Source organism: Arthrobacter sp. P1_H7 (assembly GCF_056405215.1).
On sequence record NZ_JBFUCO010000001.1, the window covers coordinates 94,870 to 118,444 of the forward strand.

General features: G+C 67.1%; 20 protein-coding genes. 11 read left to right on the forward strand and 9 right to left on the reverse strand.

The annotated features are described in order from the left end of the window. Positions 1-142 precede the first annotated feature (142 nt). From AC1DXI_RS00440 to dnaE, 4 genes are all read left to right on the forward strand, one after another. On the forward strand, positions 143-838 hold the full coding sequence (locus tag AC1DXI_RS00440; RefSeq protein WP_018772354.1) for a DivIVA domain-containing protein: 696 nt from the start codon (positions 143-145) through the stop codon (positions 836-838). 152 nt (positions 839-990) lie between these two features. After that, positions 991-1,569 carry a signal peptidase II gene (gene lspA, locus AC1DXI_RS00445; RefSeq protein WP_476936995.1) on the forward strand — a complete coding sequence of 193 codons (579 nt, stop codon included), beginning with the start codon at positions 991-993 and terminating at the stop codon, positions 1,567-1,569. 37 nt (positions 1,570-1,606) lie between these two features. Then, positions 1,607-2,575, forward strand: a complete 969-nt coding sequence (locus tag AC1DXI_RS00450; protein WP_476937040.1) for an RluA family pseudouridine synthase — start codon at positions 1,607-1,609, stop codon at positions 2,573-2,575. A gap of 119 nt (positions 2,576-2,694) precedes the next feature. Then, positions 2,695-6,252, forward strand: a complete 3,558-nt coding sequence (dnaE, locus tag AC1DXI_RS00455; RefSeq protein ID WP_018772357.1) for a DNA polymerase III subunit alpha — start codon at positions 2,695-2,697, stop codon at positions 6,250-6,252. Positions 6,253-6,347: 95 nt separating this feature from the next. Here the strand turns inward: dnaE and AC1DXI_RS00460 are convergent, their stop codons facing one another. The 4 genes from AC1DXI_RS00460 to AC1DXI_RS00475 form a co-directional block, all read right to left on the reverse strand. Continuing rightward, a complete protein-coding gene (locus AC1DXI_RS00460) occupies positions 6,348-7,205 on the reverse strand; it encodes an anti-sigma factor (protein ID WP_476936996.1) in 858 nt (285 codons plus the stop codon). After that, complete coding sequence (locus AC1DXI_RS00465) at positions 7,192-7,764, reverse strand: RNA polymerase sigma factor (RefSeq protein ID WP_018772359.1); 573 nt, start codon at positions 7,762-7,764, stop codon at positions 7,192-7,194. Before AC1DXI_RS00465 ends, AC1DXI_RS00460 begins: the two co-directional genes overlap by 14 nt. Positions 7,765-7,946: 182 nt before the next feature. After that, on the reverse strand, positions 7,947-8,663 hold the full coding sequence (locus AC1DXI_RS00470) for a DUF4397 domain-containing protein (RefSeq protein ID WP_476936997.1): 717 nt from the start codon (positions 8,661-8,663) through the stop codon (positions 7,947-7,949). A 128-nt stretch (positions 8,664-8,791) separates the two neighbouring features. Further along, the gene (locus AC1DXI_RS00475) at positions 8,792-9,250 is read right to left on the reverse strand and encodes a flavin reductase family protein (RefSeq protein ID WP_018772361.1); all 459 of its coding nucleotides are present in this window, start codon (positions 9,248-9,250) and stop codon (positions 8,792-8,794) included. Between the two features lie 195 nt (positions 9,251-9,445). On the opposite strand from AC1DXI_RS00475, the gene AC1DXI_RS00480 reads away from it, so the two are divergent. The 3 genes from AC1DXI_RS00480 to nrdR all read left to right on the forward strand — a co-directional run bounded on the left by AC1DXI_RS00480 (position 9,446) and on the right by nrdR (position 12,040). Further along, entirely contained in the window at positions 9,446-10,021 is a 576-nt protein-coding gene (locus AC1DXI_RS00480; protein WP_476936998.1) for a hypothetical protein, read from the forward strand. 29 nt (positions 10,022-10,050) lie between these two features. Beyond that, on the forward strand, positions 10,051-11,403 hold the full coding sequence (hisD, locus tag AC1DXI_RS00485; RefSeq protein WP_476937041.1) for a histidinol dehydrogenase: 1,353 nt from the start codon (positions 10,051-10,053) through the stop codon (positions 11,401-11,403). Between the two features lie 133 nt (positions 11,404-11,536). After that, entirely contained in the window at positions 11,537-12,040 is a 504-nt protein-coding gene (nrdR, locus tag AC1DXI_RS00490; protein WP_018772364.1) for a transcriptional regulator NrdR, read from the forward strand. A 196-nt stretch (positions 12,041-12,236) separates the two neighbouring features. On the opposite strand, the gene ppgK is transcribed toward nrdR, so the two are convergent. Beyond that, on the reverse strand, positions 12,237-13,040 hold the full coding sequence (ppgK, locus tag AC1DXI_RS00495) for a polyphosphate--glucose phosphotransferase (RefSeq protein WP_476936999.1): 804 nt from the start codon (positions 13,038-13,040) through the stop codon (positions 12,237-12,239). A 97-nt stretch (positions 13,041-13,137) separates the two neighbouring features. Continuing rightward, positions 13,138-14,016 (reverse strand): type I methionyl aminopeptidase, encoded by an 879-nt coding sequence (gene map, locus AC1DXI_RS00500; RefSeq protein WP_370120002.1) that lies wholly within the window; start codon positions 14,014-14,016, stop codon positions 13,138-13,140. Positions 14,017-14,166: 150 nt separating this feature from the next. Between map and AC1DXI_RS00505 the strand changes: the two genes are divergently transcribed. Then, complete coding sequence (locus tag AC1DXI_RS00505) at positions 14,167-14,331, forward strand: SPOR domain-containing protein (protein ID WP_018772367.1); 165 nt, start codon at positions 14,167-14,169, stop codon at positions 14,329-14,331. Positions 14,332-14,476: 145 nt separating this feature from the next. Then, entirely contained in the window at positions 14,477-16,510 is a 2,034-nt protein-coding gene (locus AC1DXI_RS00510) for a phage holin family protein (protein WP_476937000.1), read from the forward strand. A 58-nt stretch (positions 16,511-16,568) separates the two neighbouring features. Here the strand turns inward: AC1DXI_RS00510 and AC1DXI_RS00515 are convergent, their stop codons facing one another. From AC1DXI_RS00515 to panB, 3 genes are all read right to left on the reverse strand, one after another. Beyond that, complete coding sequence (locus tag AC1DXI_RS00515; RefSeq protein WP_476937001.1) at positions 16,569-17,327, reverse strand: MBL fold metallo-hydrolase; 759 nt, start codon at positions 17,325-17,327, stop codon at positions 16,569-16,571. A gap of 22 nt (positions 17,328-17,349) precedes the next feature. Then, positions 17,350-17,739 (reverse strand): SHOCT domain-containing protein, encoded by a 390-nt coding sequence (locus AC1DXI_RS00520; protein ID WP_028275861.1) that lies wholly within the window; start codon positions 17,737-17,739, stop codon positions 17,350-17,352. Between the two features lie 205 nt (positions 17,740-17,944). Then, the gene (gene panB / locus AC1DXI_RS00525) at positions 17,945-18,910 is read right to left on the reverse strand and encodes a 3-methyl-2-oxobutanoate hydroxymethyltransferase (RefSeq protein WP_476937002.1); all 966 of its coding nucleotides are present in this window, start codon (positions 18,908-18,910) and stop codon (positions 17,945-17,947) included. Positions 18,911-19,172: 262 nt separating this feature from the next. Here panB and glnA point away from each other — a divergent pair, with 262 nt between their 5' ends. Both glnA and AC1DXI_RS00535 read left to right on the forward strand, forming a co-directional pair. Further along, positions 19,173-20,513 (forward strand): type I glutamate--ammonia ligase, encoded by a 1,341-nt coding sequence (gene glnA / locus AC1DXI_RS00530; RefSeq protein ID WP_018772372.1) that lies wholly within the window; start codon positions 19,173-19,175, stop codon positions 20,511-20,513. A gap of 9 nt (positions 20,514-20,522) precedes the next feature. Beyond that, positions 20,523-23,534 carry a bifunctional [glutamine synthetase] adenylyltransferase/[glutamine synthetase]-adenylyl-L-tyrosine phosphorylase gene (locus AC1DXI_RS00535; RefSeq protein WP_476937003.1) on the forward strand — a complete coding sequence of 1,004 codons (3,012 nt, stop codon included), beginning with the start codon at positions 20,523-20,525 and terminating at the stop codon, positions 23,532-23,534. The last annotated feature ends 41 nt before the right edge of the window (positions 23,535-23,575 follow it).

A 23,575-nucleotide genomic window follows, 5' to 3' on the forward strand; every position in this document is an offset into this window, starting at 1 on the left:
CCTGCCCGGGCCAAGGCCCAAACTGAAAGAAAACTCCGGTTTGACACTGCGGTGTTGAATTAGAGGAACCAGACCATATTTAGGTACCGTAGTTTTGACGGCCGGAAGGCCTACTGACTAACTAGACCAACGAGGTGACCAGATGGCTTTGACGCCAGAAGACGTTGTCAACAAGCGCTTTCAGCCGACCAAGTTCCGCGAAGGCTACGACCAGGACGAGGTTGACGACTTCCTGGACGAGATCGTCGTCGAACTTCGGCGCCTGAACCAGGAGAACGACGAGCTGCGCAAGAAGCTCGCCGAATCCGGCGCCGGCACGCCTGCCAGCTCCGCAGCCGCCGCACCCGTGGTGGAAAAGGTCCCGGCGCCCGTCAAGGCCGAGAAGGAAGACACCGCCAAGGCCGAGGCTGAGGCCAAGGCAAAGGCGGCCGCAGAAGCCGCCAAGAAGAAGGAAGCCGAGCAGGCTGCCAAGGCCGCCCAGGTTGTCGAACCGGCACGCAGCGCGGCCACCCCGGCATCGGAGTCCGCCGCCGGCCTGCTCGCCATGGCGCAGCAGATGCACGACAAGCACATCGCCGACGGCGAGCAGCAGCGGGACAAGATCATCGCTGAAGCCCAGATCGAGGCCAGCAGCCTCGTCAACGATGCGCAGGAAAAGTCCCGTAAGATCCTCGGTGCCCTCGAGCAGCAGCGCTCCGTCCTGGAGCGCAAGGTCGAGCAGCTTCGCGGCTTCGAGCGCGACTACCGCTCACGCCTGAAGGCCTACATTGAAGGCCAGCTGCGCGACCTGGACGCCCGCGGCTCCGTTGCGGCTCCCGAGGTTGGCGAAGCCAGCTAGGGCAAAAACCAAGTATTCTAAAAGCCGGTGGCTGAGGATTCCTCGGCCGCCGGCTTTTCCCTTTTCCCGCTACGTGCCGGCACCGGACCAGGTGCCCGGCGCTTGCCGGTACCTGACCCCGGTCCCCGCACTGGCTCCCGATCGAAAGCCCTATGACTGACGCACCATCACCAGACGCCATGCAGCCCGTCGAGGCGGCACAGCCCGTGCGCGCCCGGCCGCGGCGGGCAAAGCTGTTTGTCCTGTTCGCTGCCTTCGCGGTCTTCGCCTACGTGTTCGACCAGCTGACCAAGCTCTGGGTCACGACCACCATGACCGAGGGCGAGCGGATCCCCGTCTTTCCGCCGTTGCTGCACTGGTTCTACATCCGCAACTCGGGGGCGGCGTTCTCGATCGGCGAGAACGTCACCTGGGTGTTCACGATCATCATGGCGGCCGTGTCTGTCGCGATCCTGCTGCAGCTGCGCAAGCTCGGCTCGCTCTGGTGGGCCTTGGCGCTCGGGCTGCTGCTCGGCGGCGCACTCGGCAACCTGACGGACCGGCTGTTCCGCGAGCCGTCTTTCGCGATGGGCCATGTGGTGGACTTCATCCAGCTGCCAAACTTCGCGATCTTCAACATTGCCGACTCCGCGGTCGTCTCCGCCGTCGTGATCATCTGCCTGCTCACGCTCCGCGGGATTTCCCTGGATGGCTCGCGCCAAACGAAGGATACGGTGGCTAACGATGTCTGAAACTGCCTCAGGAAACGCAGCTGGAAACGCCGCTGACATGGCGGCCGATATGGCCGGCGAAGCCGGCACCGCACCTGCCGGGCACCACCGCTTCACCGTCACGGAGGACCTCGCCGGTTCCCGCGTGGATGCCGGCCTGGCCAGGCTGATGGACATCTCCCGCTCCCAGGCCGCCGTCCTGATCGCCGAAGGCAACGTCACCAGCAACGCAGGGAAGGTCGGGAAATCCCTCAAGCTCACCCTGGGCACCGTACTCGAGGTCGTGGTGCCGGACCGCAGGGACCCCTTGGAAATCGTGGAGGAAGTAGTGGACGACCTGTTGATCCTGCTGGACGATGACGAATTTGTCGTCATCGACAAACCGGTCGGCGTGGCCGCCCACCCCTCGCCGGGATGGGTGGGACCCACAGTGGTAGGTGGCCTCGCCGGGCTCGGCTACCGGATTTCGACGTCGGGCGCCCCGGAGCGCGCGGGCATCGTCCACCGGCTCGACGTCGGGACCTCCGGCGTCATGGTGGTCGCCAAGACCGAAAATGCCTACACCGTGCTCAAGCGCGCCTTCAAGGAACGCACCGTGGACAAGGTCTACCACGCCGTCGTCCAGGGCCTTCCCGATCCGCTGGCGGGCACCATCGACGCGCCCATCGGCCGGCACCCGGGCCATGACTGGCGGTTCGCGGTGACTGAGGACGGCCGTGACTCGGTGACGCACTATGAGGTCCTGGAAGCCTTCGGGAAGGCCTCACTCGTTGAGGTGCACCTCGAAACGGGCCGCACCCACCAGATCCGCGTGCACTTCGCGGCCCTGCGCCACCCCTGCGCCGGCGACCTCACCTACGGTGCGGACCCGCGGCTGGCCGCCACCCTCGGGCTGACCCGGCAGTGGCTGCACGCCAGGGAACTGTCCTTCGACCACCCGCGGACAGGGGAGCGGGTTACCGTCGCCAGCGAGTACCCGCAGGACCTGCAGTACGCGCTGAAGGTCCTGGAGTCCGGAAACGCCTGAGCCGCACGGCACGGGCGGCCTGAATCCACAGGCATTCTGCCGGGGCGCCCGCCGCCGAGGTTCTGTCCCCACCGCCGTGGCTGCACGCCGCCGTCGCGGCGCGGCACTAGAATGGTCCGGTGACTTCCAGCAACGACTCGTTTGTCCATCTCCACAACCACACCGAGTACTCGATGCTGGACGGTGCCGCCCGGCTCGGTGAGCTGTTCGACGAAACCGAGCGGCTCGGCATGCCGGCCCTCGCAACGACGGACCACGGCTACCTGTTCGGAGCCTTCGACTTCTGGAAGCGCGCAACCGATCAGGGCATCAGGCCCATCATCGGCGTCGAAGCCTATGTGACTCCCGGGACCGCCCGCACGGACAAGACCCGTGTGCGCTGGGGCGAGGAGCACCAGCGCAAGGACGACATTTCCGGCGGTGGCTCCTACACGCACATGACCCTGCTCAGCTACAACAACGTGGGCATGCGAAACCTCTTCCGGGCCTCTTCGATCGCCTCATTGGACTCGGTCTTCGGCAAATGGCCCCGGCTGGACCGTGAGCTGCTGAACACGTACTCGGAAGGGCTCATCGCCACCACCGGCTGCCCGTCCGGCGAGGTCCAGACCCGGCTGCGGCTCGGCCAGTACCGCGAGGCGCTGGAAGCCGCGGCGGAGTTCCGCGACATCTTTGGTGCGGAGAACTACTTCTGCGAACTCATGGACCACGGCCTGGACATCGAACGGCGCGTCACCGGCGACCTGCTGCGCCTGGCCAAGGACCTGAACCTGCCGCTGGTGGCCACCAACGACCTGCACTACACGCACGAGCACGACGCGAAGGCCCATGAGGCCCTGCTGGCCATCCAGTCCGGCTCCACCCTCCTGGAGCCGACCTACGACAACGGCGGCTCGCGCTTCGCCTTCTCCGGCAGCGGCTACTACCTGAAGTCACCGCAGGAAATGCGCGAGCTGTTCCGCGACCACCCGGAGGCATGCGACAACACGCTCCTGATCGCCGAACGCTGCGAAGTCTCATTCAACACCGGGGCCAACTACATGCCCCGGTTCCCCTGCCCGGAGGGGGAGGACGAAACGTCCTGGCTGGTCAAGGAAGTCGACAAGGGACTCCACTACCGCTATCCCCAGGGCATCCCGGACAAGGTCCGCAAGCAGGCCGACTATGAGCTCGAAGTCATCACCTCCATGGGCTTCCCGGGCTACTTCCTGGTGGTGGCCGACTTCATCAACTGGGCCAAGAACAACGGCATCCGGGTCGGTCCCGGGCGTGGCTCAGGTGCTGGCTCCATGGTGGCCTACGCCATGCGCATCACCGACCTTGACCCGCTGCACCACGGCCTGATCTTCGAACGCTTCCTCAACCCGGACCGCGTCTCCATGCCTGACTTCGACGTCGACTTCGATGACCGGCGCCGCTCCGAAGTGATCGACTACGTCACGCGCAAATACGGCGACGAACGCGTGGCGATGATCGTCACGTACGGCACCATCAAGACCAAGCAGGCCCTCAAGGACTCTTCGCGCGTGCTGGGCTACCCGTTCAGCATGGGCGAAACACTGACCAAGGCGCTGCCCCCGGCCGTGATGGCCAAGGACATCCCGCTGGCCGACATCCAGAACCCCCAGTCCAAGCGCTACAGCGAAGCCGGCGACTTCCGCCAGCTGATCAGCACCGACCCGGAGGCCGCCAAGGTCTTCGAGACGGCGCTGGGCATCGAGGGCCTGAAGCGGCAATGGGGCGTGCACGCCGCCGGCGTGATCATGTCCTCGGACCCCATCATTGACGTGATTCCGATCATGCGCCGCTTCCAGGACGGCCAAGTCATCACCCAGTTCGACTACCCGACGTCCGAAGGCCTCGGCCTGATCAAGATGGACTTCCTCGGGCTGCGAAACCTGACGATCATTTCCGATGCACTCGAAAACATCAAAATGAACCGCGGCATCGACCTCGACCTCGAAACGCTCGAGTTGGATGACACAGCGTCCTACGAGCTGCTGGCCCGGGGAGACACGCTCGGCGTCTTCCAGCTCGACGGCGGCCCCATGCGCTCCCTGCTCAAGCTGATGAAGCCTGACAACTTCGAAGACATCTCCGCCGTGCTGGCCCTCTACCGGCCCGGACCCATGGGCGCCAACGCGCACACCGACTACGCGCTGCGCAAGAACAAGATCCAGGAAGTCATCCCGATCCACCCGGAGCTTGAGGAACCGCTGTCCGAAATCCTCGGCGGGACCTACGGGCTGATCGTGTACCAGGAGCAGGTCATGGCCGTGGCGCAGAAGCTCGCCGGCTATACCTTGGGCCAGGCCGATATCCTGCGCCGCGCCATGGGCAAGAAAAAGAAATCCGAGCTGGACAAGCAGTTCGCCGGTTTCTCCCAGGGCATGCAGGACAACGGCTATTCCATGGCCGCGGTCAAGACCCTCTGGGACATCCTGCTGCCGTTCTCCGACTACGCCTTCAACAAGGCGCACTCAGCCGCCTACGGCGTGATCTCCTACTGGACCGCGTACCTGAAGGCGCACTATGCGCCGGAGTACATGGCAGCCCTGCTGACCTCGGTGGGCGACGACAAGGACAAATCGGCGATCTACCTCAACGAATGCCGGCGGATGGGCATCACGGTGCTGCCGCCCGACGTCAATGAGTCAGCCCTCAACTTCACCCCTGTTGGCACCGACATCCGCTTCGGCATGGGCGCCATCCGCAACGTCGGCGTGAACGCCGTCGAGGCCATGGTGGCGGCGCGCGAAAAAGAAGGCGCCTATACCTCCTTCAAGGACTACCTCCTGAAGGTCCCGGCGGTGGTCTGCAACAAGCGCACCATCGAATCCCTGATCAAGGCCGGCGCCTTCGACTCGCTGGGCCACCCCCGGCGTGCCCTGGCCATGATCCATGAAGAAGCGATCGACTCCGTCATCACCCTCAAGCGCAACGAGGCGATCGGCCAGTTCGACCTCTTCGCCGGCTTTGAGGACCAGGAGCCGGAGGCGTCGCTCAGCACCGAGATCCCGGACCTGCCGGAATGGGAGAAGAAGGACAAACTGGCGTTCGAGCGCGACATGCTCGGCCTCTACGTCTCCGATCATCCGTTGCAGGGGCTGGAAGGGCTCCTGAGCCAGCACGCCGACCGGTCGATTACCTCGATCATCGCCGAAGACGGTCCGCCGGACGGCTCGATCGTCACCATCGCAGGCATGATCACCTCGCTCAGCCGGAGGATCGCCAAGGCCAGCGGCAACGCCTACGCCCGCGCCGAAATCGAGGACCTCGCCGGTTCCATGGAGGTCATGTTCTTCGGCCAGGTCTACGGCCCCATCGCCTCGGTGCTCGCGGAGGACCTGATCGTGGTAGTCAAGGGCCGCCTGCAGCGGCGCGACGACGGCGCCGTCACCTTGAACTGCATGGAACTCTCCGTGCCGGACCTCAGCGACAGCCAGAACGGGCCCGTGGTGATCACCATGGCCACGCACAAGGCCACCGAGGCCGTGGTCACCGAGCTCGGCGACGTGCTGCGCACCCACCGCGGAAATTCGGAGGTCCGGCTGCACCTGCAAGGCGACACCCGGGTGGAAGTCATGGGCCTCCCGGTGCACCTCCGCGTCAACCCGAGCCCGTCACTGTTCGGCGATCTGAAGGTGCTGCTCGGCCCGACCTGCCTGGATAACTGACATGCAGGGGTTGCTGGCCGCCATGCAAGGCTGAGCGAGCCAGGGCGCCCTGAGTCCCTCCCGCCCCGCCAGGGTTCACGCATGGTATCCGAGGATCAGCTTTTCGGGTTGAGCGTTCCCCGGGCGATGCTGTCGGCGGAGTGGGCCGGGTTCCCGTTGTATGGCTGGTTGGAGACGTCCACGATGGGGTACTGGGCCAGGTCAATGCCGTCCGGGATGGTGAAGCTGCCGGATTCATTGTCGAGGACACCCAGGCTGACCATTCTGGACAGGTCGGCAGAGCCGACCCACACTCCCCGGAATCCGGTGATGTGGTCGTTGGAGAGCCGGATGATCAGGTGCCGGGTTCCATCGGGGAGTTGCTCCACCCGGGCATCTCCGCTCCCGGTATGTGCGGGCAGCGGAGTCAGGGGCGTTTGGGCGACGACTGTCGAAGCGGGTCCCGACTGGGTGGAGGTGGGTGCGGGAGTGCCGGTGCGTCCGAGCACTCCGGCGGCGGTCCATCCGGCGGCCGTGCCAAGAACGATTCCGGCCGCAGCCGCGATAATCCACAGACCGGGACGGCCATGCCCATCTTTGGCGCTGGGCCGCAGTGGGATCGGTGCCGGCTTTGTGCTGTCGCCGTGATTCGGGCGCGCCTGCCCCGCGGCAGGTTTCTCCGGTGCGGCTGGTTTCTCCGGGGCAGGGGGCCCTGAGCTGGGCTGGCTCAGGGGATCCGTTGCGAGGGCCGGCGAGAGGCCGAGGGCCTGATGGATGGCGGCCCAGTTCTGGCTGCCGGGTAGCTCGAGTTCGATGCCTGCGGTGTCGAGGGTGGCAACGTGCACGGCATGTTGCAGGCCTCGGAGGGTTTCGCTGCACATGGGGCAGCTGGCGAGGTGGTCGGCGTCGGCGTCCGTGCCCAGGGGCTCGCCAAGGGCCAGCAGACTGAGGAGTTCGGCGTCAAGGTGTTCCATGTTCCACCTCCAGGCGGGTGCGTAAGCGGGTGAGGCTGCGCCGGATGTGGCTTTTGACAGTGCCGAGCGGCAGGTTGAGGCGCGACGAGATCTGGTCGTGAGTCAGGTCTTCATAGAACGCCAGCCGCATTATTGCTTGCTGTGGATCCCCTAAGTGCTCCAGTTCTTCGTCCAACGTCAGGCGGTCGGCGACCTCTTCGACGTCCCCGGCATCCGGGCGGGAAGCGGGGACAACGACCAAGAGAGCGGCCGCTTGTTCGAGATGGCGCTGGCGGGAGCGAGCGGACAAGGCGTCGGAAATTGCATTGCGGGTGATCCCGATCAGCCATGCCGGCAGCCGCGCCGCCTCCGGGCGAAAAGTGGTCCGTGATTTCCAGGCCCGAATGAAGACCTCCTGGGTGACGTCGTCGGCAGCGGCACGCTCTCCCAGGGATCTCAGCGCCAGCGTGTAGACGAGCGGACTAAACCGGCGGTACGCCTCCGCGAGGACGCGTTCGTCGCCGCCGGCAAATGCGTGATCGAGACCGGAGTCCCAATCGTGCGATGCGGCAGCCTCCATCAGGTGCTCCTTTGAGCGGCAATGGCTCCTGTTGGACCACATTATGCCGCTCCCGCGGGGACTCCGCCATGCTCGAACCGGGTCAGCCCTCCGGGCTGTCACTGTGCGCGTGCCGGTGGGGCCGCGGTTGATGCGACCCCACCGGGCGAGAAAACAGGATGCCTGCTGGAGCTCCGGAAGGCTTACTCGTCGTGGCCTTTGTGTCCGCGCGATGAGGAGTCCACTACCTGTACGGCGACCCCAAGGTTGTTGTCGGCGACGCTTCCCCAGGCGTAGACGATGGTGTTTTTCCCCGCAGTGACCTTGACGTCGGCCGGGCCGATCAGAGGGTCGGTGGTTCCCTCGGCTGCGACCGAGGCCGGGACGGTGCCGGCCTTGAGGGTGAGGGTCTTTTGATGCCGGTTGGTGAGTCCCTCAATGACCGCGTTCCCACCGGCCAGGACATCGACGGCGGGGGCCGCAGCGACGTGCCTGACGGTCAGCTTGCCCTTTCCATCCGGGCTGGCGGAAGTGCTATTGGTGAAAAGGGTGGCCGTGGGCTTCCCGTCGGCGGCCAGATGCGCGACCGCTGTGTAGTCCCGACCTGCTTCGAGGTCCACCGTGACCGGACCTATCACGGGGTGGTCGGCGCTGGTGGCGTCGGCACCGGTGATGGCGACCTTGTGGTCTCCGTCGGGGACGTTCAACGGCCCGGCCAATGTGCCCGGTGTGAAGTTATCCAGGGTGAGCTTGCCGTCGACCCAGACGTCCACGGTCAGGCCCGGAACGCCGTGGAGAACGGAGAGTTTTGCCGTTCCCTCGTCGCTGTGGTGCCAGGTCCCGGCCTGGGCCGGGGAGGCCAGGGCCACTGCTGCCAGCAGCGTCATTGCTCCGGTGGCTGCAGAGAGTGTCTTGCGCATTTCCAACTCCTCATCGGGGCCCCACTTGGGGGGGGCGGTGGTTGTGCTTACACCCTTACTACCGGCCAAAGGCCGTCGCCGGATGCACCACCGGGGAAGTTTTAATGCGTGGCCCGCTGAGGCGTCTGTCAGATCTCGTAGTCGAGCGGAACGGGCTGGCTGTAGGCACCCGAGTGGTAGAGCAGGGGAACGCCGTCGTCGCCGACCTGGCCCTCCACCACCTCGACCACCACGACGGCGTTGTTCTCGAAGGAGAGCCGCATCTGGACCTTGCCGATCAGCCAGCCGCTGACCCCCTTGAGCACGGGCACCTCGTGGGGTCCGAGCTCCCAGTGGTCGCCGTCGAACCGGTTGCCGGCCCGGGCGAAACGGTCGGCGAGCTCCTGGTTTTCCAGCCCGAGCATGTGCACGCCAATGTAGGTCGTGTTCGCCACGGCCGGCCACGAGCTGGAGGTCCTGGCCATGTTGAACGTAAAGCGCGGCGGCTTGGCGGACAGCGAGGCCACGGAGGTCGCCGTGAATCCGAACGGGACACCGTTGTGGTTGGCCGTGATGATGGCCACGCCCGCCGCGTGCCGGCGGAACATTTCCCTGAATGTTCCCTCGAAAATACCTTCATCTGTGGCCACTGCGATCCAACTCCCTGCTGCACGTGCGTGTCGTACTTCTACTCTGCCAGCGTATTGCGCAGGGGAATCGAGTGCGGCATTTTCTTTACGTCTCCCGTCATGTGCTGCCCGCCGGCGTCATGCGCCGCGGGAATCCTTGTTACCGTTTGTTGCATGACACAGTCCGCGATAGACGGCCCCGTCCACCACGCCGGGGAACCCGCACAGCCTGCGCATTCCGAGCGGCAGCCCGGACCCGGCGGGACATGGCGGAAGGCCGCCGTCATCGCGGCCGCCGGCATCCCGGTGGGGCTGCTCTGGTGGCTTCTGGCGCCGTCGGGCCTGAATGTCCTGACCGGAAACCCGGACCTCGCCGCCGGCACCAACACCGCCACCTGGCTGCCCCGGGACCTTGTGCTGGCGGGGCTGTGCCTGCTCGCAGGGTGCATCGCCGGGTCATTCGTCGCCGGCAACAAGCACCAACAGCCGGGCCCCGGCGCCGTCATCCTGGTGGTCCTCGCCGGCGCTGCCGGTGCGCTCATCGCCTGGGGAACCGGCGTGCTCAGCGCCCAATGGTGGGGAGCGCCGGCGGATACCTCGGCCAGCGCCAGCGTCGCCTTCTCCCTGCGCTCCTATGCGGTCCTCGCCATCTGGCCGGCAGCGATCGCCCTGGCCATCTTCCTGAACAGCCTCTTCCCGGGCAACGGCGGCAAACCCCGCCGCGGCGGGGCACGTAAAATGATCGGGTGAGCCTAACTCCTGACAGCCCCGTGACCCCGATGACCGCCGCCCTCAACTTCCGCACGGTGGACGTGCGCGGTGCGCACCTGTCCCTCGCCGGACTCCGCGCAGCCGTGCCCCGGGCACAGCCCGGGACGATGGCCGACGCCGAGGGCAAGGTCCTGGACATCATCTCCGCCGTCCGCACGCGGGGCTTCGGCGCATTGCAGGAGCTGGCCCTGGCTTTCGACGGCGTCGAGCAGACCCATCCCCGCGTCCCGGCCGAGGCGCTGCGTGCCGCCCTCGAGAACCTGGATCCCGCCGTGCGCGCGGCCCTGGAGGAATCCATCAAGCGGGCCCGCGCCTTCGCCGACGCCCAGCGCCCGGCGAACATCGACGTCGAACTCGGCGAGGGCGCCGTCGTCAGCCAGAATTGGGTGCCGGTAGCGCGTGTGGGGCTCTATGTCCCAGGCGGCCTGGCGGTCTACCCGTCCTCGGTGATCATGAACGTGGTCCCGGCCCTGGCCGCCGGCGTCGAATCGATTGCCCTGGCCTCGCCGCCGCAAAAGAACTTCGGCGGCCTCCCGCACCCCACGATCCTGGCTGCGGCCTGCCTGCTGGGCATCGAGGAGGTCTACGCGATCGGCGGGGCGCAGGCCATCGCCGCCTTCGCCTACGGCATCCCGGCCGACGCGTCCGACGGCGGCCACCTCCCCGGGATCGACCCCGTGGATGTCGTCACCGGTCCCGGCAATATCTTCGTGGCCACCGCCAAGCGCCTGGTCAAAGGGGTTGTCGGGATCGATTCCGAGGCCGGCACCACGGAGATCGCGATCCTCGCGGACTCCACCGCCAGTCCCGCCCTCGTGGCCGCGGACCTCATCAGCCAGGCGGAGCACGACCCCAAGGCCGCCTCGGTCCTGTTCACCGACTCCGAGGCCCTTGCCGCCGCTGTCCGCGTGGAGCTAGAGCGGCAGGCAGCTGCCACCAAGCACTCCGGCCGGGTCCGCGAGGCACTTTCGGGCCCGCAGTCCGGGGTGGTGCTGGTCGAGGACCTGGAGCAGGGCATTGCCGCCTGCGACGCGTACGCCGCGGAACACCTTGAAATCATGACCGCCGACGCCGCCCGGGTGGCCGGCCGGATCCGCAGCGCCGGTGCCATCTTCGTGGGGGACTACAGTCCCGTGAGCCTGGGCGACTACTGCGCCGGCTCCAACCACGTGCTGCCCACCAGCGGCACCGCGGCATTCTCGTCCGGACTGAACGTGACCACGTTCCTGCGCGCCATCCAGGTCATCAACTACAGCCGCGCCGCGTTGGAGCAGGTCAGCGGCCACATCGTCAGCCTCTCCGGTGCGGAGGACCTGCCGGCGCACGGTGAGGCCGTCACGGTGCGGTTCGCCGCCCGGTAGCCGGCCCCCAAACCACTACATGTAGTAATTACAGGCTTGTTATTCAGCTACATCTAGTCGTAAACTGGCACTGATACAGCACGGACACGGCCGGATTGCGACAGGGCCGGATTGCGACAGGGGAGGAACCGACATGTATTGCCCGTTCTGCCGAAACCCTGATTCGCGGGTCGTGGACAGCCGGATCGCCGACGACGGCTCCGCCATCCGGCGCCGCCGGCAGTGCCCCGAATGCGGCCGCCGGTTCACCACCGTGGAAACCACGAGCCTGACCGTCATCAAGCGCTCCGGGGTCGGCGAGCCGTTCAGCCGCAGCAAGGTCATCAACGGCGTCCGCAAGGCCTGCCAGGGACGCCCGGTCACCGAAGACGATCTCGCCCTGCTGGCGCAGGAAGTCGAGGAGGCGATCCGGGGCTCCGGCGCCGCCGAAATCGAGGCCCACGAAGTCGGGCTGGCGATCCTGGAGCCGCTGCAGCGCCTCGACGAGGTCGCCTACCTGCGGTTCGCCAGCGTCTACCAGGCCTTCGAATCGCTGGAGGACTTCGAAGCGGCGATTTCCCTGCTTCGCCATGAGGCCGAGACCAAGGGCCGGGACGGTAAGAGCCCGGACAAACGGCCGCTTCAGGCGCCGTCGTAGATTTGCTGATTGTCCTGGTGACCGCGTCCTAGGATCCGCCACAGACTCCGGTGGTGGCAGCGGAGGGGAAGCCGCAGCCACCACCGGCTCCACCTCACCGCTCCACAAAAAAATTGAGCTATCACTCCGGGTCGTTCCCAGCGTTCAGAACGACCCGGAGTGATAGCTCAATTGGCTTTTACAGCGCAAGGGGCCTTTATTTGGCCAACTTGTGCTTGAGGGCAATCTCGATGGCCGCGCCCACGATCCCGGCGTCGTTCTTCAGTTCGGCCGGGACGATCGGCGTGCGCAGCTTCATGTGCGGCAGGTACTCGTCCGCACGCTTGGAGATGCCGCCGCCCACAATGAAGAGTTCGGGGGAGAACAGGAACTCCACGTGGGAGAAGTAGCGCTGCAGCAGCACGCTGTACTGTTCCCAGCTGAGGCCCTCGCGTTCACGGGCCACGGCCGAGGCCTTGGTTTCTGCGTCGAAGCCGTCGATTTCCAGGTGGCCCAGTTCGGCGTTGGGAACCAGTTTCCCGTCGAAGATGAACGCCGAACCGATGCCGGTGCCAAGGGTGATCACCAGCACGGTGCCGGCGACCCCCTCGCCGGCACCGAAGCGGGCCTCGGCGAGTCCGGCGGCGTCGGCGTCGTTGATGACCTCCACAGGGCGGCCGAGGCGCGCCGTGAGCATGGCATCGATGTCGGCTTCCAGCCATGACTTGTCCACATTCGCGGCCGAATGGACCACGCCGTGCTGAATGATGCCGGGGAAGGTGACCCCCACCGGGCTGCTGGGGTCGGGGGCACCGGAACGGGCAGAGAGCTCGGCGACAACCTGCGCGACGACTTCGGCCACGGACTCAGGGGTGGAGGGCTGCGGCGTCGGGAAGCGCACGCGGTCGCCGATCAGCTTCCCCTTCTTCAGGTCCACGATCCCGCCCTTGATTCCGGTCCCGCCGATGTCAATGCCGATCAGGGGGGCGTTCTTCTTCGACTTTTCGTCCTTCTTGGCCAATGTCGTTCCGTTCGTGGCAGGGGCGGGCTGTAGTGGCCGGGCGGGGCCGGCGGTGAAAGAGCAGGTGGTTCCGGGAACTAGCGTGTGGAGCAAACGGTCAGGGCAGCGTGAGGACCTCGGCGCCGGACTCCGTAACGAGCAGGGTGTGCTCGAACTGGGCGGTGCGCTTGCGGTCGCGGGTCACGACGGTCCAGTCATCGGCCCACATATCCCAGTCAACGGTGCCCAGGGTCAGCATCGGCTCGATCGTGAACACCATACCGGTTTCCATGGTGGTGTTGTATGCGGGGGCCGCGTCATAGTGCGGAATGATCAGCCCGGTGTGGAAGGCTTCGCCTACCCCGTGCCCGGTAAAGTCGCGGACCACGCCGTAGCCGAAGCGTTTTGCGTAGGACTCGATGGTCCGGCCGATCACGTTGATTTCGCGTCCGGGTGCCACGGCCCGGATGGCGCGGTTCAGCGATTCCCGGGTGCGCTCGACGAGGAGGCGGGATTCCTCGTCGACGTCGCCGACCAGGAAGGTGTAGTTGGTGTCGCCATGGACGCCGCCGATGAAGGCCGTGATGTCGATGTTGAGGATGTCGCCGTCCTGGACCACCGTGCTGTCCGGGATTCCGTGGCAGATGACCTCGTTGAGTGAGGAACACAGGGACTTCGGAAAGCCGCGGTAGCCGAGGGTGGAGGGGTACGCGTTGTGGTCCAGCAAGAATTCATGGCCCACCCGGTCCAGCTGGTCGGTGGTGACGCCGGGTTCGATGTGCTTGCCGACCTCCACGATGGCCTGGGCAGCGATCTTGGAGGCGATCCGGATCTTCTCGATGGTCTCTGCCGACTTGACCTCGGACCCTGTGAACTTTGCAGGAGCCGGCTTGCCTACATATTCCGGACGCGGGATGGACGGCGGTACGGGAAGCTGCGGGCTCACTGTCCCCGGGACCAGCGTGCCGATGGGTGCAGTTGAGGCTAGAGAAGGCATAGATTGATCATATAAGTAGCCGGGCGCAGCCCGGAAAATACAGCCGGAAAATACAAACGCCCCATAGGAGGGCAGTACGGCCGGAATAGTGGCCGGACTGCAGCTTGGACACTCAACCCCGGACACGCTCCGGGCCATAAAGGAGCCCCGATGCCCGAATACTGGTACAACGTCAACACCCACGAGATCGAGGAAGACGCGATGTCCGACTGGAGCCAGCTGATCGGACCGTACAAGACCCGTGAGGAAGCCGAACACGCCCTGGAAAAGGTCAAGGCGCGCAACGAGGCGTGGGACAAGGACGAGGACGACTAAGCCCGTTCCCGCCTGCTGCGCCCGCGGGAACGTCCGCCGGCGACCGCGGACCGGACATCGCACACGCTGACTGATTTTTCCCAGACCGTGATTCTCACCCTGTGCGGGTGAGTGCCGGCCGGTTGCCGCCCGCCATACTGGGAAAATGCCGACGCGCGTTGCCCGCACCCGCGGCGCCCGAATCTCAGATCTCGCCAGGCTCGCCCTTGCCTGGGCTGCCTCGACTGTAGCCCTCATTATCACCGGCGCCCTGCTGCCGGGGTTCTCTGCGGCCAGCTGGTGGTCATACGCCGCCGTGGCGGCGGCAGCCGGCCTCGTCGGCCTGGTCCTGCGCCCCGTGCTGGTGGAGATCTCGGCCAGGGTGGGCTGGGTGGCAGTGCTTCTTACCGCCCTGGTGGGGCAGGCCCTGATCATGTACGTCGCCATCCGTCTGGTGCCGGGCATCGAGTCGACGCCGTTGACAGCCATCGCCGCTACCTGGGTCAGTGCCGTCGTGGGCACACTCATCTCCTGGGCCACCACAGCCGGAACCGATGACGGCCTGATCACCTCGCTGGCCGGAAGGGCACGCCGGCAGGAAACGGTGACCGATCCGGAGGTTGACGGTATCCTGTTCGTCCAGCTCGATGGGGTCCCCTTCCCGGTGCTGCAGTGGGCGGTCCAGTCCGGGGGAGTGCCCCATCTCCGGCGCTGGCTGGCCTCGGGGGATTATCAGTTCCGTGAATGGACTCCCCAGCTGCCTTGCACCACGCCGGCGAGCCAGATGGGCATTCTGCACGGCACGGTCGACGGGATCCCGGCCTTCCGGTGGTATGACCGTGAGCTCCAACGCGTCCTGGTAGCCAACCGTCCGGCCGACGCCCGGGTGATCGAGGAAAGGCACAGCACCGGCCAGGGCCTGCTCTGCGACGGCGGCGTCTCCATCTCCAACCTGTTCACCGGCGACGCGCCCCGCTCGTTTTTGACAATGAGCCGGGTGGAGGTCCGGCGCGGCTCCACCCAGACCCGCCGGGCGTTCGCCTGGTTTTTCGCCACGCCGAACGGCTTCATGCGCAGCTTCACGCGGACCGTCGGGGAGATCTTCAAGGAGCGTTGGCAATCCCGGAGACAGATCAAACGTGACCTCAACCCGCGTGTGCGGCGGGACTGGACCTTCGCCCTGCTGCGGGCAGTCACCAACGGTCTGCTGCGGGACCTGAACACGGCCCTGGTGGCAGAGGAACTGCGTCGCGGCACGAAGAGCATTTACGTCGACTACGTTGACTACGACGAGATCGCCCACCACGCAGGCATGTTCCGACCCGAGTCGCTCGCCGCCCTGGATGGCTTGGACCGCACGCTCGGCGCCTTGGCCGAGCTCGCCGGGACCGCTCCCCGCCGCTACCGGCTGGTGGTGCTCTCGGACCACGGCCAGTCCCAGGGCACGCCGTTTGCGGACAAGTATGACCAGACGCTTGGCGATCTGTGCGCGGAACTGATGCAGGAACACGTTCAGAACGTGGACGCATCCGTCGAGGGACTCGGGCGCGCGGACTCCATCGCCGGCGACGTCGCCTCTGGCGGGTTGTCCGGGAAACTCGCCGGCCGTGCCGACGAGGTGCTGACCAAGGCACAAGAGACGCCAGCTCCGGGCGACGCCGCAGAGGATCCGGTAGTCGTGTTGGGCTCGGGCAACCTGGGCCTGGTGTACCTGCGGGGTGACCGGCGCCTGACTCTCCAGGCCCTCGAACATCGGTGGCCGGCCCTGGTCCCCGGCCTGGCGGGCCATCCCGGCGTCGGGTTCGTCGCCGGCATCGATGACGACGGCCGGGCGTGGGCCATCGGAAGCGGTGGGCGCCTCAACATCACCAGCGGGGCAGTGGAAGGCACCGACCCGCTGGCCGGCTTCGGGCCGCATGCGGCGCGGGTGCTGAAGCTCGCGCTGATGCACCCCGAGGCGCCGGATCTCTACGTCAACAGCACAGTGGATCCCGTGACCGGCGACGTTGCTGCCTTCGAAGGCCTCGTGGGATCCCACGGCGGCCTGGGCGGTTGGCAGGACCGCGCCATGCTAATGGGCCCGGCCGATCTCATGGCAGGGCTGCCCGAGAGGATCGAGGGGGCCGGAGAGCTCCACCAGGTGCTCGTCGCGATGCTCGAGTCCTGCGGCCAGCGCGCCACGACGGCGTCCCGCGACTAAGCGACTGGTTGGAGATCCCCAGCGGCCGGCCCAGTCCGAGGCCCTCCGCTTACACGGCTTACGAGGGCGCGACCCAGGACTGGCCGGGAGCGAGGACGACTGCCGTGCAGCCGGGAGCCTGTTCCGCCACGGCAGTGGCGAACCGGTGGCCGGGCCGCTCGAGCCAGCTCCGGGCAAAGTAGGTGACGAACGGAGGGTGCATCGTCCCCCAGTGCACCGGTAGGGCGAACCGTGCGCCGCTCATCGCGACAGCCCGGGCGGCGGTCTCCGGAGTCAGGTGTCCCGCCGAGAGCCTCGGCCCCCACCCCCAGACCGGCACCAGGGCGACATCGATCGGCCCTCCAGCCATGGCGGGGAGCGCGGCCATCTCCGGGAACAAGCCCGTGTCACCCGCGATCCACACGATGCCCGATTGGCCGCGGACGAGTTGGCCATTGGCGTCGTTGGGTCGGTGCGGCATTGGCCGGCTGTGATGCTCGGCCGGCACCTGGCGAATCTGGACGCCGCTGCCGACCGGGGTCCAGCCGTCGCCCAAGGAAACTGTGTGCGCCAGCTTTCGGCGACGCAGCCAGGCCACGTTCGCCGGCGCGCTCATCAGCGGTGCCCCGCGCAGCATGCGCAGGGAGCGCAACTCGGCGTGGTCGTGGTGCAGGTGGGAGAGGAGCACCGCGTCCGGTCGGTCCCACGAGACCGGGTCCGGACGCGGTGCCAGGCGTCGGAGCAACCCGGCATGGGAACGGAGCAGCGGATCGGTCAGGATCCGAACCCCGTCGAGATCCAGAACCACCGTGGAGTGACCAAGCCAGGTGATTCTCATGTCGGGCGTGCCCGTTTTCGTGTCAGGCCAAGGCCTTTGCCTTGAGAGAATCAAACTCGGTCTGGTTGATGGCTCCGGAATCAAGCAGCGCCCTGGCATCGGCGATCTGGCCGGCCGGGCTGGCCGTCGAGCCTGCGGCCTGCTTGATGTACTCCTGCTGGGCAGCCTGCTGCTGGGCCAGCATCTTCATCTGACGATCGGTCATGCTCCGGCCCCGGGCGATCAGGTAGATGAGGGCGCCGAGCCAGGGAACGAAGATCAGCAGGATAACCCAGCCGGCCTTGGCCCAGCCGCTGAGCTCGTGGTCGCTGAACAAGTCCATCAGGCAGCGGAACCACACCATCAGCGCAGCGATCCAGATGAAGAACCAGAAACTCCAGAGCAGAACGTCCCAGAAGCTATTCGTGTCCATCGATACTCCTCGAATCGTGTCCGCCGCAGCCTGACCTTGCGCTTAGCGCATGAAACCGTCCGGGCCGGCGGAACATCTTGAGGTCCTAATGCAGACCTTATTGGTCAGCCTGCCCGCACCTGAGGCGCAACGCATCGCCCGTGAAGGATGAGGTCTTGCAAAAGAGTCCCCGGATCCGGAAGGTCAGGGGCCCGCTGGAGCGGAACTAGAAGGAGTGTTCCGGGCCGGGGAACTGGCCTGAGCGCACGTCGTCGCCGTAGGCTTTTGCGGCGTCACTGAGCGACGTGCGGAGGTCGGCGTACTGTTTGACGAATTTCGCCATCTTTCCGCCGCGCAAACCGGCCATGTCCTGCCACACCAGGACCTGTCCGGTGGTGGCGCTGCCGGCGCCGATGCCGACCGTGGGGACGTCGACGGCGGCATCCACGGCGGCTGCCGTGGCGGCCGGGACCATTTCCATGAGCACGCTGAACGCGCCGGCGTCGGCCAGCGCGACGGCGTCGTCGATCAACCGCTGGGCGTCATCGCCGCGGCCCTGGACGCGGTAGCCGCCGAGGGAGTGTTCGCTCTGCGGGGTGAAACCGATGTGAGCCATGACGGGGATGCCGGCCTGGACCATGGCGCGGACGGTCTCGGCGTAGAACTTTCCGCCTTCGATCTTGACGGCGTGGGCCAGGCCCTCTTTCAGGAACCGGACTCCGGTGGCAACAGCCTGCTGGGTGGAGACCTCGTAGCTGCCGAACGGCAGGTCAGCGACCACCAGGGCCCGCCGTGCGGAGCGGGCGACGGCCCGGCACAGCGGAAGGAGCTCGTCCACCGTCACGGGAAGGCTGGTTTCGTTGCCGAAGACGTTGTTGGAGGCCGAATCGCCGACCAGGAGCACCTCGATGCCTGCCTGGTCAAAGATTTCTGCGGTGTACTGGTCATACGCAGTGAGCATGGCGAAGCGTTCACCGTTCACCTTGGCCGCCTGGAGATGATGCGTACGGATCCTGGCCGCCGGTTTCCGGGCCGCCTCCGCAGTCCCGCCGGTGCCGCCGTCGGCGGTCCCGCCGGTGCCACCGGCCGACGTGGCCGATGAGGCGGCCGCTGAAGCCGCTGCCGGGCCGCTGCCGTAGGGGGCCGCAAGTTCTGCGGGCGTGCTGGAATCGGAGCTGTTACTTGAGGCCATGCCACGAGCGTAGTGCGAGACGAAGTGCCGCAGCTACCGGGAGACGCCTTCGTGTGCCGTGAATCACATCACGCGGGCGGTCCGTGCGACGGCGCACTGCCGCCGAGCGCCGCGAATTCGACCGCCCGTATGTTAACGGTGTGTTACGCGGGGGTCCGGCTTCGGTAATCGGTGGCAATGCTTAGTAAAGTGAACCGTGAGCAGCCGCGGGGCCCATGAATGCCGGGCCTGGGGCGGATGGAAGAACCGGAAAGAGGCCAGTATGGACCGCCAGCAAGAGTTTGTCCTGCGGACGATCGAAGAGCGCGACGTGCGGTTTGTGCGCCTGTGGTTCACCGACGTCGTGGGATCGCTCAAGTCCGTGGCCCTGGCCCCGGCCGAGGTGGAAGGCGCCTTCGAGGAAGGACTCGGATTCGACGGTTCCTCGATCGAAGGCCTGGCCCGCGTCTTCGAATCCGACATGCTGGCCCAGCCGGATCCGGCCACGTTCCAGATCCTGCCGTGGCGCGGCGAGACGGAGGCCACATCACGGATGTTCTGCGACATCCTGACACCCGACGGCGAACCTTCCGCCGCGGACCCCCGCAACGTCCTCAAGCGCACCCTGGCCAAGGCCGCGGACATGGGCTTCACCTGCTACACCCACCCCGAGATCGAGTTCTACCTGCTCAAGTCCCAGGAACCTGGCCCGGACGGATCACCCGTCCCCGTGGACGAGGGCGGCTACTTCGACCACGTCCCGGGCGGCGTGGCCCAGGACTTCCGCCGGACCGCCGTGACCATGCTCGAATCGGTCGGCATCTCCGTGGAATTCAGCCACCACGAGGCCGGACCGGGCCAGAACGAAATCGACCTGCGCTACGCCGACGCCCTGCAGACCGCGGACAACATCATGACGTTCCGCACGGTCATCAAGGAAGTCGCGCTGCAGCAGGGCACGTATGCCACCTTCATGCCAAAGCCCTTCACCGCCCACCCGGGTTCCGGCATGCACACCCACTTCTCCCTCTTCGAAGGGGACACCAACGCCTTCTACGAGGCCGGTTCCGAGTTCCAGCTATCCGAGACGGCGCGCCAGTTCATTGCCGGCATCCTCAAGCACGCCCCCGAATTCACGGCCGTGACCAACCAGTTCGTCAACTCCTACAAGCGGCTCTGGGGCGGGGGAGAGGCGCCGAGCTACCTGAGCTGGGGCCACAACAACCGCTCCGCCCTGGTCCGCGTCCCGCTGTACAAGCCCGGCAAGGGCCAGTCCGCGCGGATCGAATACCGTGGCATCGACTCCGCCGCCAACCCCTACCTGGCTTACGCCGTGCTCCTCGGTGCCGGCCTCAAGGGCATCGAGGAGGGCTACCAGCTCCCCGCCGCGGCCGAAGACGACATCTGGTCGCTGAGCTCGGCGGAACGCCGCGCCATGGGACACGACCCGCTGCCGGCCAGTCTGCATGACGCCATCCGGACCATGGAGGATTCGGAGCTCATGCCGCAGATCCTCGGCGAGCAGGTGTTCGAGCACTTCCTGCGCAACAAGCGTGCAGAATGGCAGGACTACCGCCTCCAGGTGACGCCCTACGAACTGCAGCGCAATCTCGGCATTCTGTAGGTTGCCCCGATGAGCCTGGCACGACGCCTCATTGCCGCCGGCTTCAGCGATCTGGACAAGGGCGAGCGGTTCCTGGCGGCCCGGGAACTGGAGGGACTGGACCAGGATGCCCTTTTCGCGGGGCTGCAGCTGGCGGCCAACCCGGACACGGCCCTGCAGTCCCTGGTCCGGCTGATCGAGAAGCACCCGGAGCTGCGCAAGCTTGCCGTCGCGGACCCGGAAAGCAGCGAACCGCTGTACCGGGTCCTGGGGGCCTCCGAGGCGCTCGGCGAGTTCCTCATCCGCCACCCCGAACACCTCGACGCCTTCGACGTCCGGGTCAGCCCGGAACCGCTGCCCGCCGACACCGTGGCCCTGCGCACCCGGCTGCTGCAGTCGGTGCGGGCCGATCCCAAGTCGGCCCGGCCGGTGGCCGCCCTGAGCGGTCAGGAAGCCTACGCGGCCCTGCGCACCGCCTACCGGCGCGGGCTCGTGGAGCTGGCCATCAAGGACCTGTGCGCGGCCGATCCGCTGGACTTCATGCCCGCCGCGGGTGCGGAACTGGCGGATCTCGCCGGCGCCGCCCTCGAGGCGGCCCTCGCCGTGTCCCGGGCCGAGGCGGCGGAGAAGTTCGACGCCGCGGAGGTGGCCGACGTCGGCCTCGCCGTGATCGGCATGGGCAAATGCGGTGCCCGCGAACTGAACTACATTTCCGACGTCGACGTCATCTACGTGATCGATTCCGGCGCGCTGGAGGAGACCCGGGCCACGACCATCGGCACCGTCCTCGCCTCCGGGATCTCGCGCGCGATTATGTCCACGAGCCGCGAACCCGGGCTGTGGGAAGTGGATGCGAACCTCCGGCCCGAGGGAAAGTCGGGGCCGCTGGTCCGGACCCTCGCCTCGCACGAGAGCTATTACGCGCGCTGGGCCGAGAGCTGGGAATTCCAGGCCCTCCTGAAGGCCCGGACCATCGCCGGAGACACCGCCCTGGGAGCCCGCTACGAAGCAGCCCTGACGCCCCTGATCTGGTCCTCGGCCGGGCGGGAGGGCTTTGTCGAATCCGTCCGCGCCATGCGCCGCCGCGTCACCGAGCACATTCCAGCCGAGGAGGAACAGCGGCAGATCAAGCTGGGCCGCGGCGGACTGCGCGACGTCGAATTCACCGTCCAGCTGCTGCAGCTCGTGCACGGCAAGTCCGATGAATCGTTGCGCCGCCGTGACACCACCTCGGCCATCGCCGCGCTGTCCGCCGGCGGGTACATCGGCCGTTCCGACGCCGCGGAGTTTGACCGCGACTACCGCTACCTGCGGCTCCTCGAACACCGGATCCAGCTGTTCCAGCTGCGCCGGACGCACCTCATGCCGGTGAACGAAGCGTCATTGCGTTCCCTCGCCAAGGCGGTCCTGGGACCGTTCTCCGCCGAGCGGCCCAAGCCGGACGCCCTGGTCGCGGCGTGGCGAAAAACCAAGCGCTCCGTGCGGGAACTCCACGAGCGAATCTTCTACCGGCCCCTGCTCAATACCGTCGCCACCCTGAGCAGCGAAGAGGCCCGCCTGACCCCGGAAGCCGCCCAGGGCCGTCTCGCCGCCCTCGGCTACCTCGATCCCCCCGGCGCCATGCGGCACATCGAGGCCCTCACCGCCGGCGTGAGCCGGCGCGCCGCACTCCAGCGCCAGCTCCTGCCCATCCTGCTGGACTGGCTCGCCGACGGCGTGGACCCCGACGCCGGGCTGCTCGCCTTCCGGCGGGTGAGCGAGGCCCTCGGCACAACACACTGGTACCTGGGCATGCTCCGGGATTCGACGGCCGCGGCTGAGCGGCTCTGCCACGTGCTCGCCAACTCCCGGTTGATCGCGGACCTGCTGGAGGTTTCGCCCGAATCAGTGGCGTGGCTGGGCACGGACAAGGAATTGGTGCCGCTCAGCTTCGAATCCCAATGGCTTGAAATCACCTCGAAGATGTCCCGGCACGCGGACCCGGAGAGCGCCATGCGGCTGATCCGGCTGATCCGGCGCCGGGAAATCCTCCGGGTCGCCATCGCGGACAGCGCCGGGCTGCTGGACCAGGACCAGGTGGGGGAAGCCCTCGCCGACACCGACCGGGCCGCCGTCCTGGGGGCGCTGCGCGTGGCGGAGACAATCATCACCGCCGAGGAACCGCTGAAGACCCACGTGCTGGTCGTCGCGATGGGCCGTCAGGGCGGCCGGGAGATCGGCTACGGCTCGGACGCCGACGTCATGTACGTCCACCGCGGACTCCCCGGCGTGCCGGAAGAGGAGGCACAGGCTCAGGCCCTGCAGATCGTGGGCAAGCTCTCCAGCCTGCTGACCCAGCCGCTCAAACCGGCGATCCTGGCCGAGCGGGTGCTCGCGGTGGACGCGGACCTGCGCCCCGAGGGCAAGAGCGGGCCCATGGTGCGGTCCCTGGAGTCCTATGCCGAGTACTACCGCCGGTGGTCCCTCGTCTGGGAGGCCCAGGCGTTGCTGCGGGCGCGCCCCATGGCCGGCGACGATGCCCTGGCCGAGGATTTCGTGGCGCTGATCGACACCATCCGGTACCCGGAGTCTTTGTCTGACCAGGACGTGCGGGAGGTACGGCGGGTCAAGGCCAGGGTCGAGGCGGAGCGCCTGCCGCGCGGCGCCGATCCCGCCCGTCACCTGAAGCTTGGCCGGGGCGGGCTGAGCGACGTCGAATGGCTGGCCCAGCTGCTCCAGCTCCGGCACGCCGGCCGGCACCCGGAGCTGCGGACCACGTCCACGGTGGACGCGCTCGAGGCGGCCGCGGCACTGGACCTGATGGACGCCGGGGACACCGTCATCCTCCTCCGGGCCTGGCGGCTGGCGAGCAGGATCCGTTCGGCCAACGTCATCTGGACCGGCCGGCCCTCGGACCTGCTGCCCTCGTCCCGCCGCGACCTAGAGGCGGTGGCCCGCTGGTGCGGCTACGGCCAAGGCAACGCCGCGGCGCTGGAGGAGGACTACCTGCGGTTGAGCCGGCGCGCCCGGGCGGTATTCGAGCGGGTCTTCTACGGCCAATAGCGCCCGGCGGCGGCCTGCCGGGCGCTGACAGGGCCTACTGA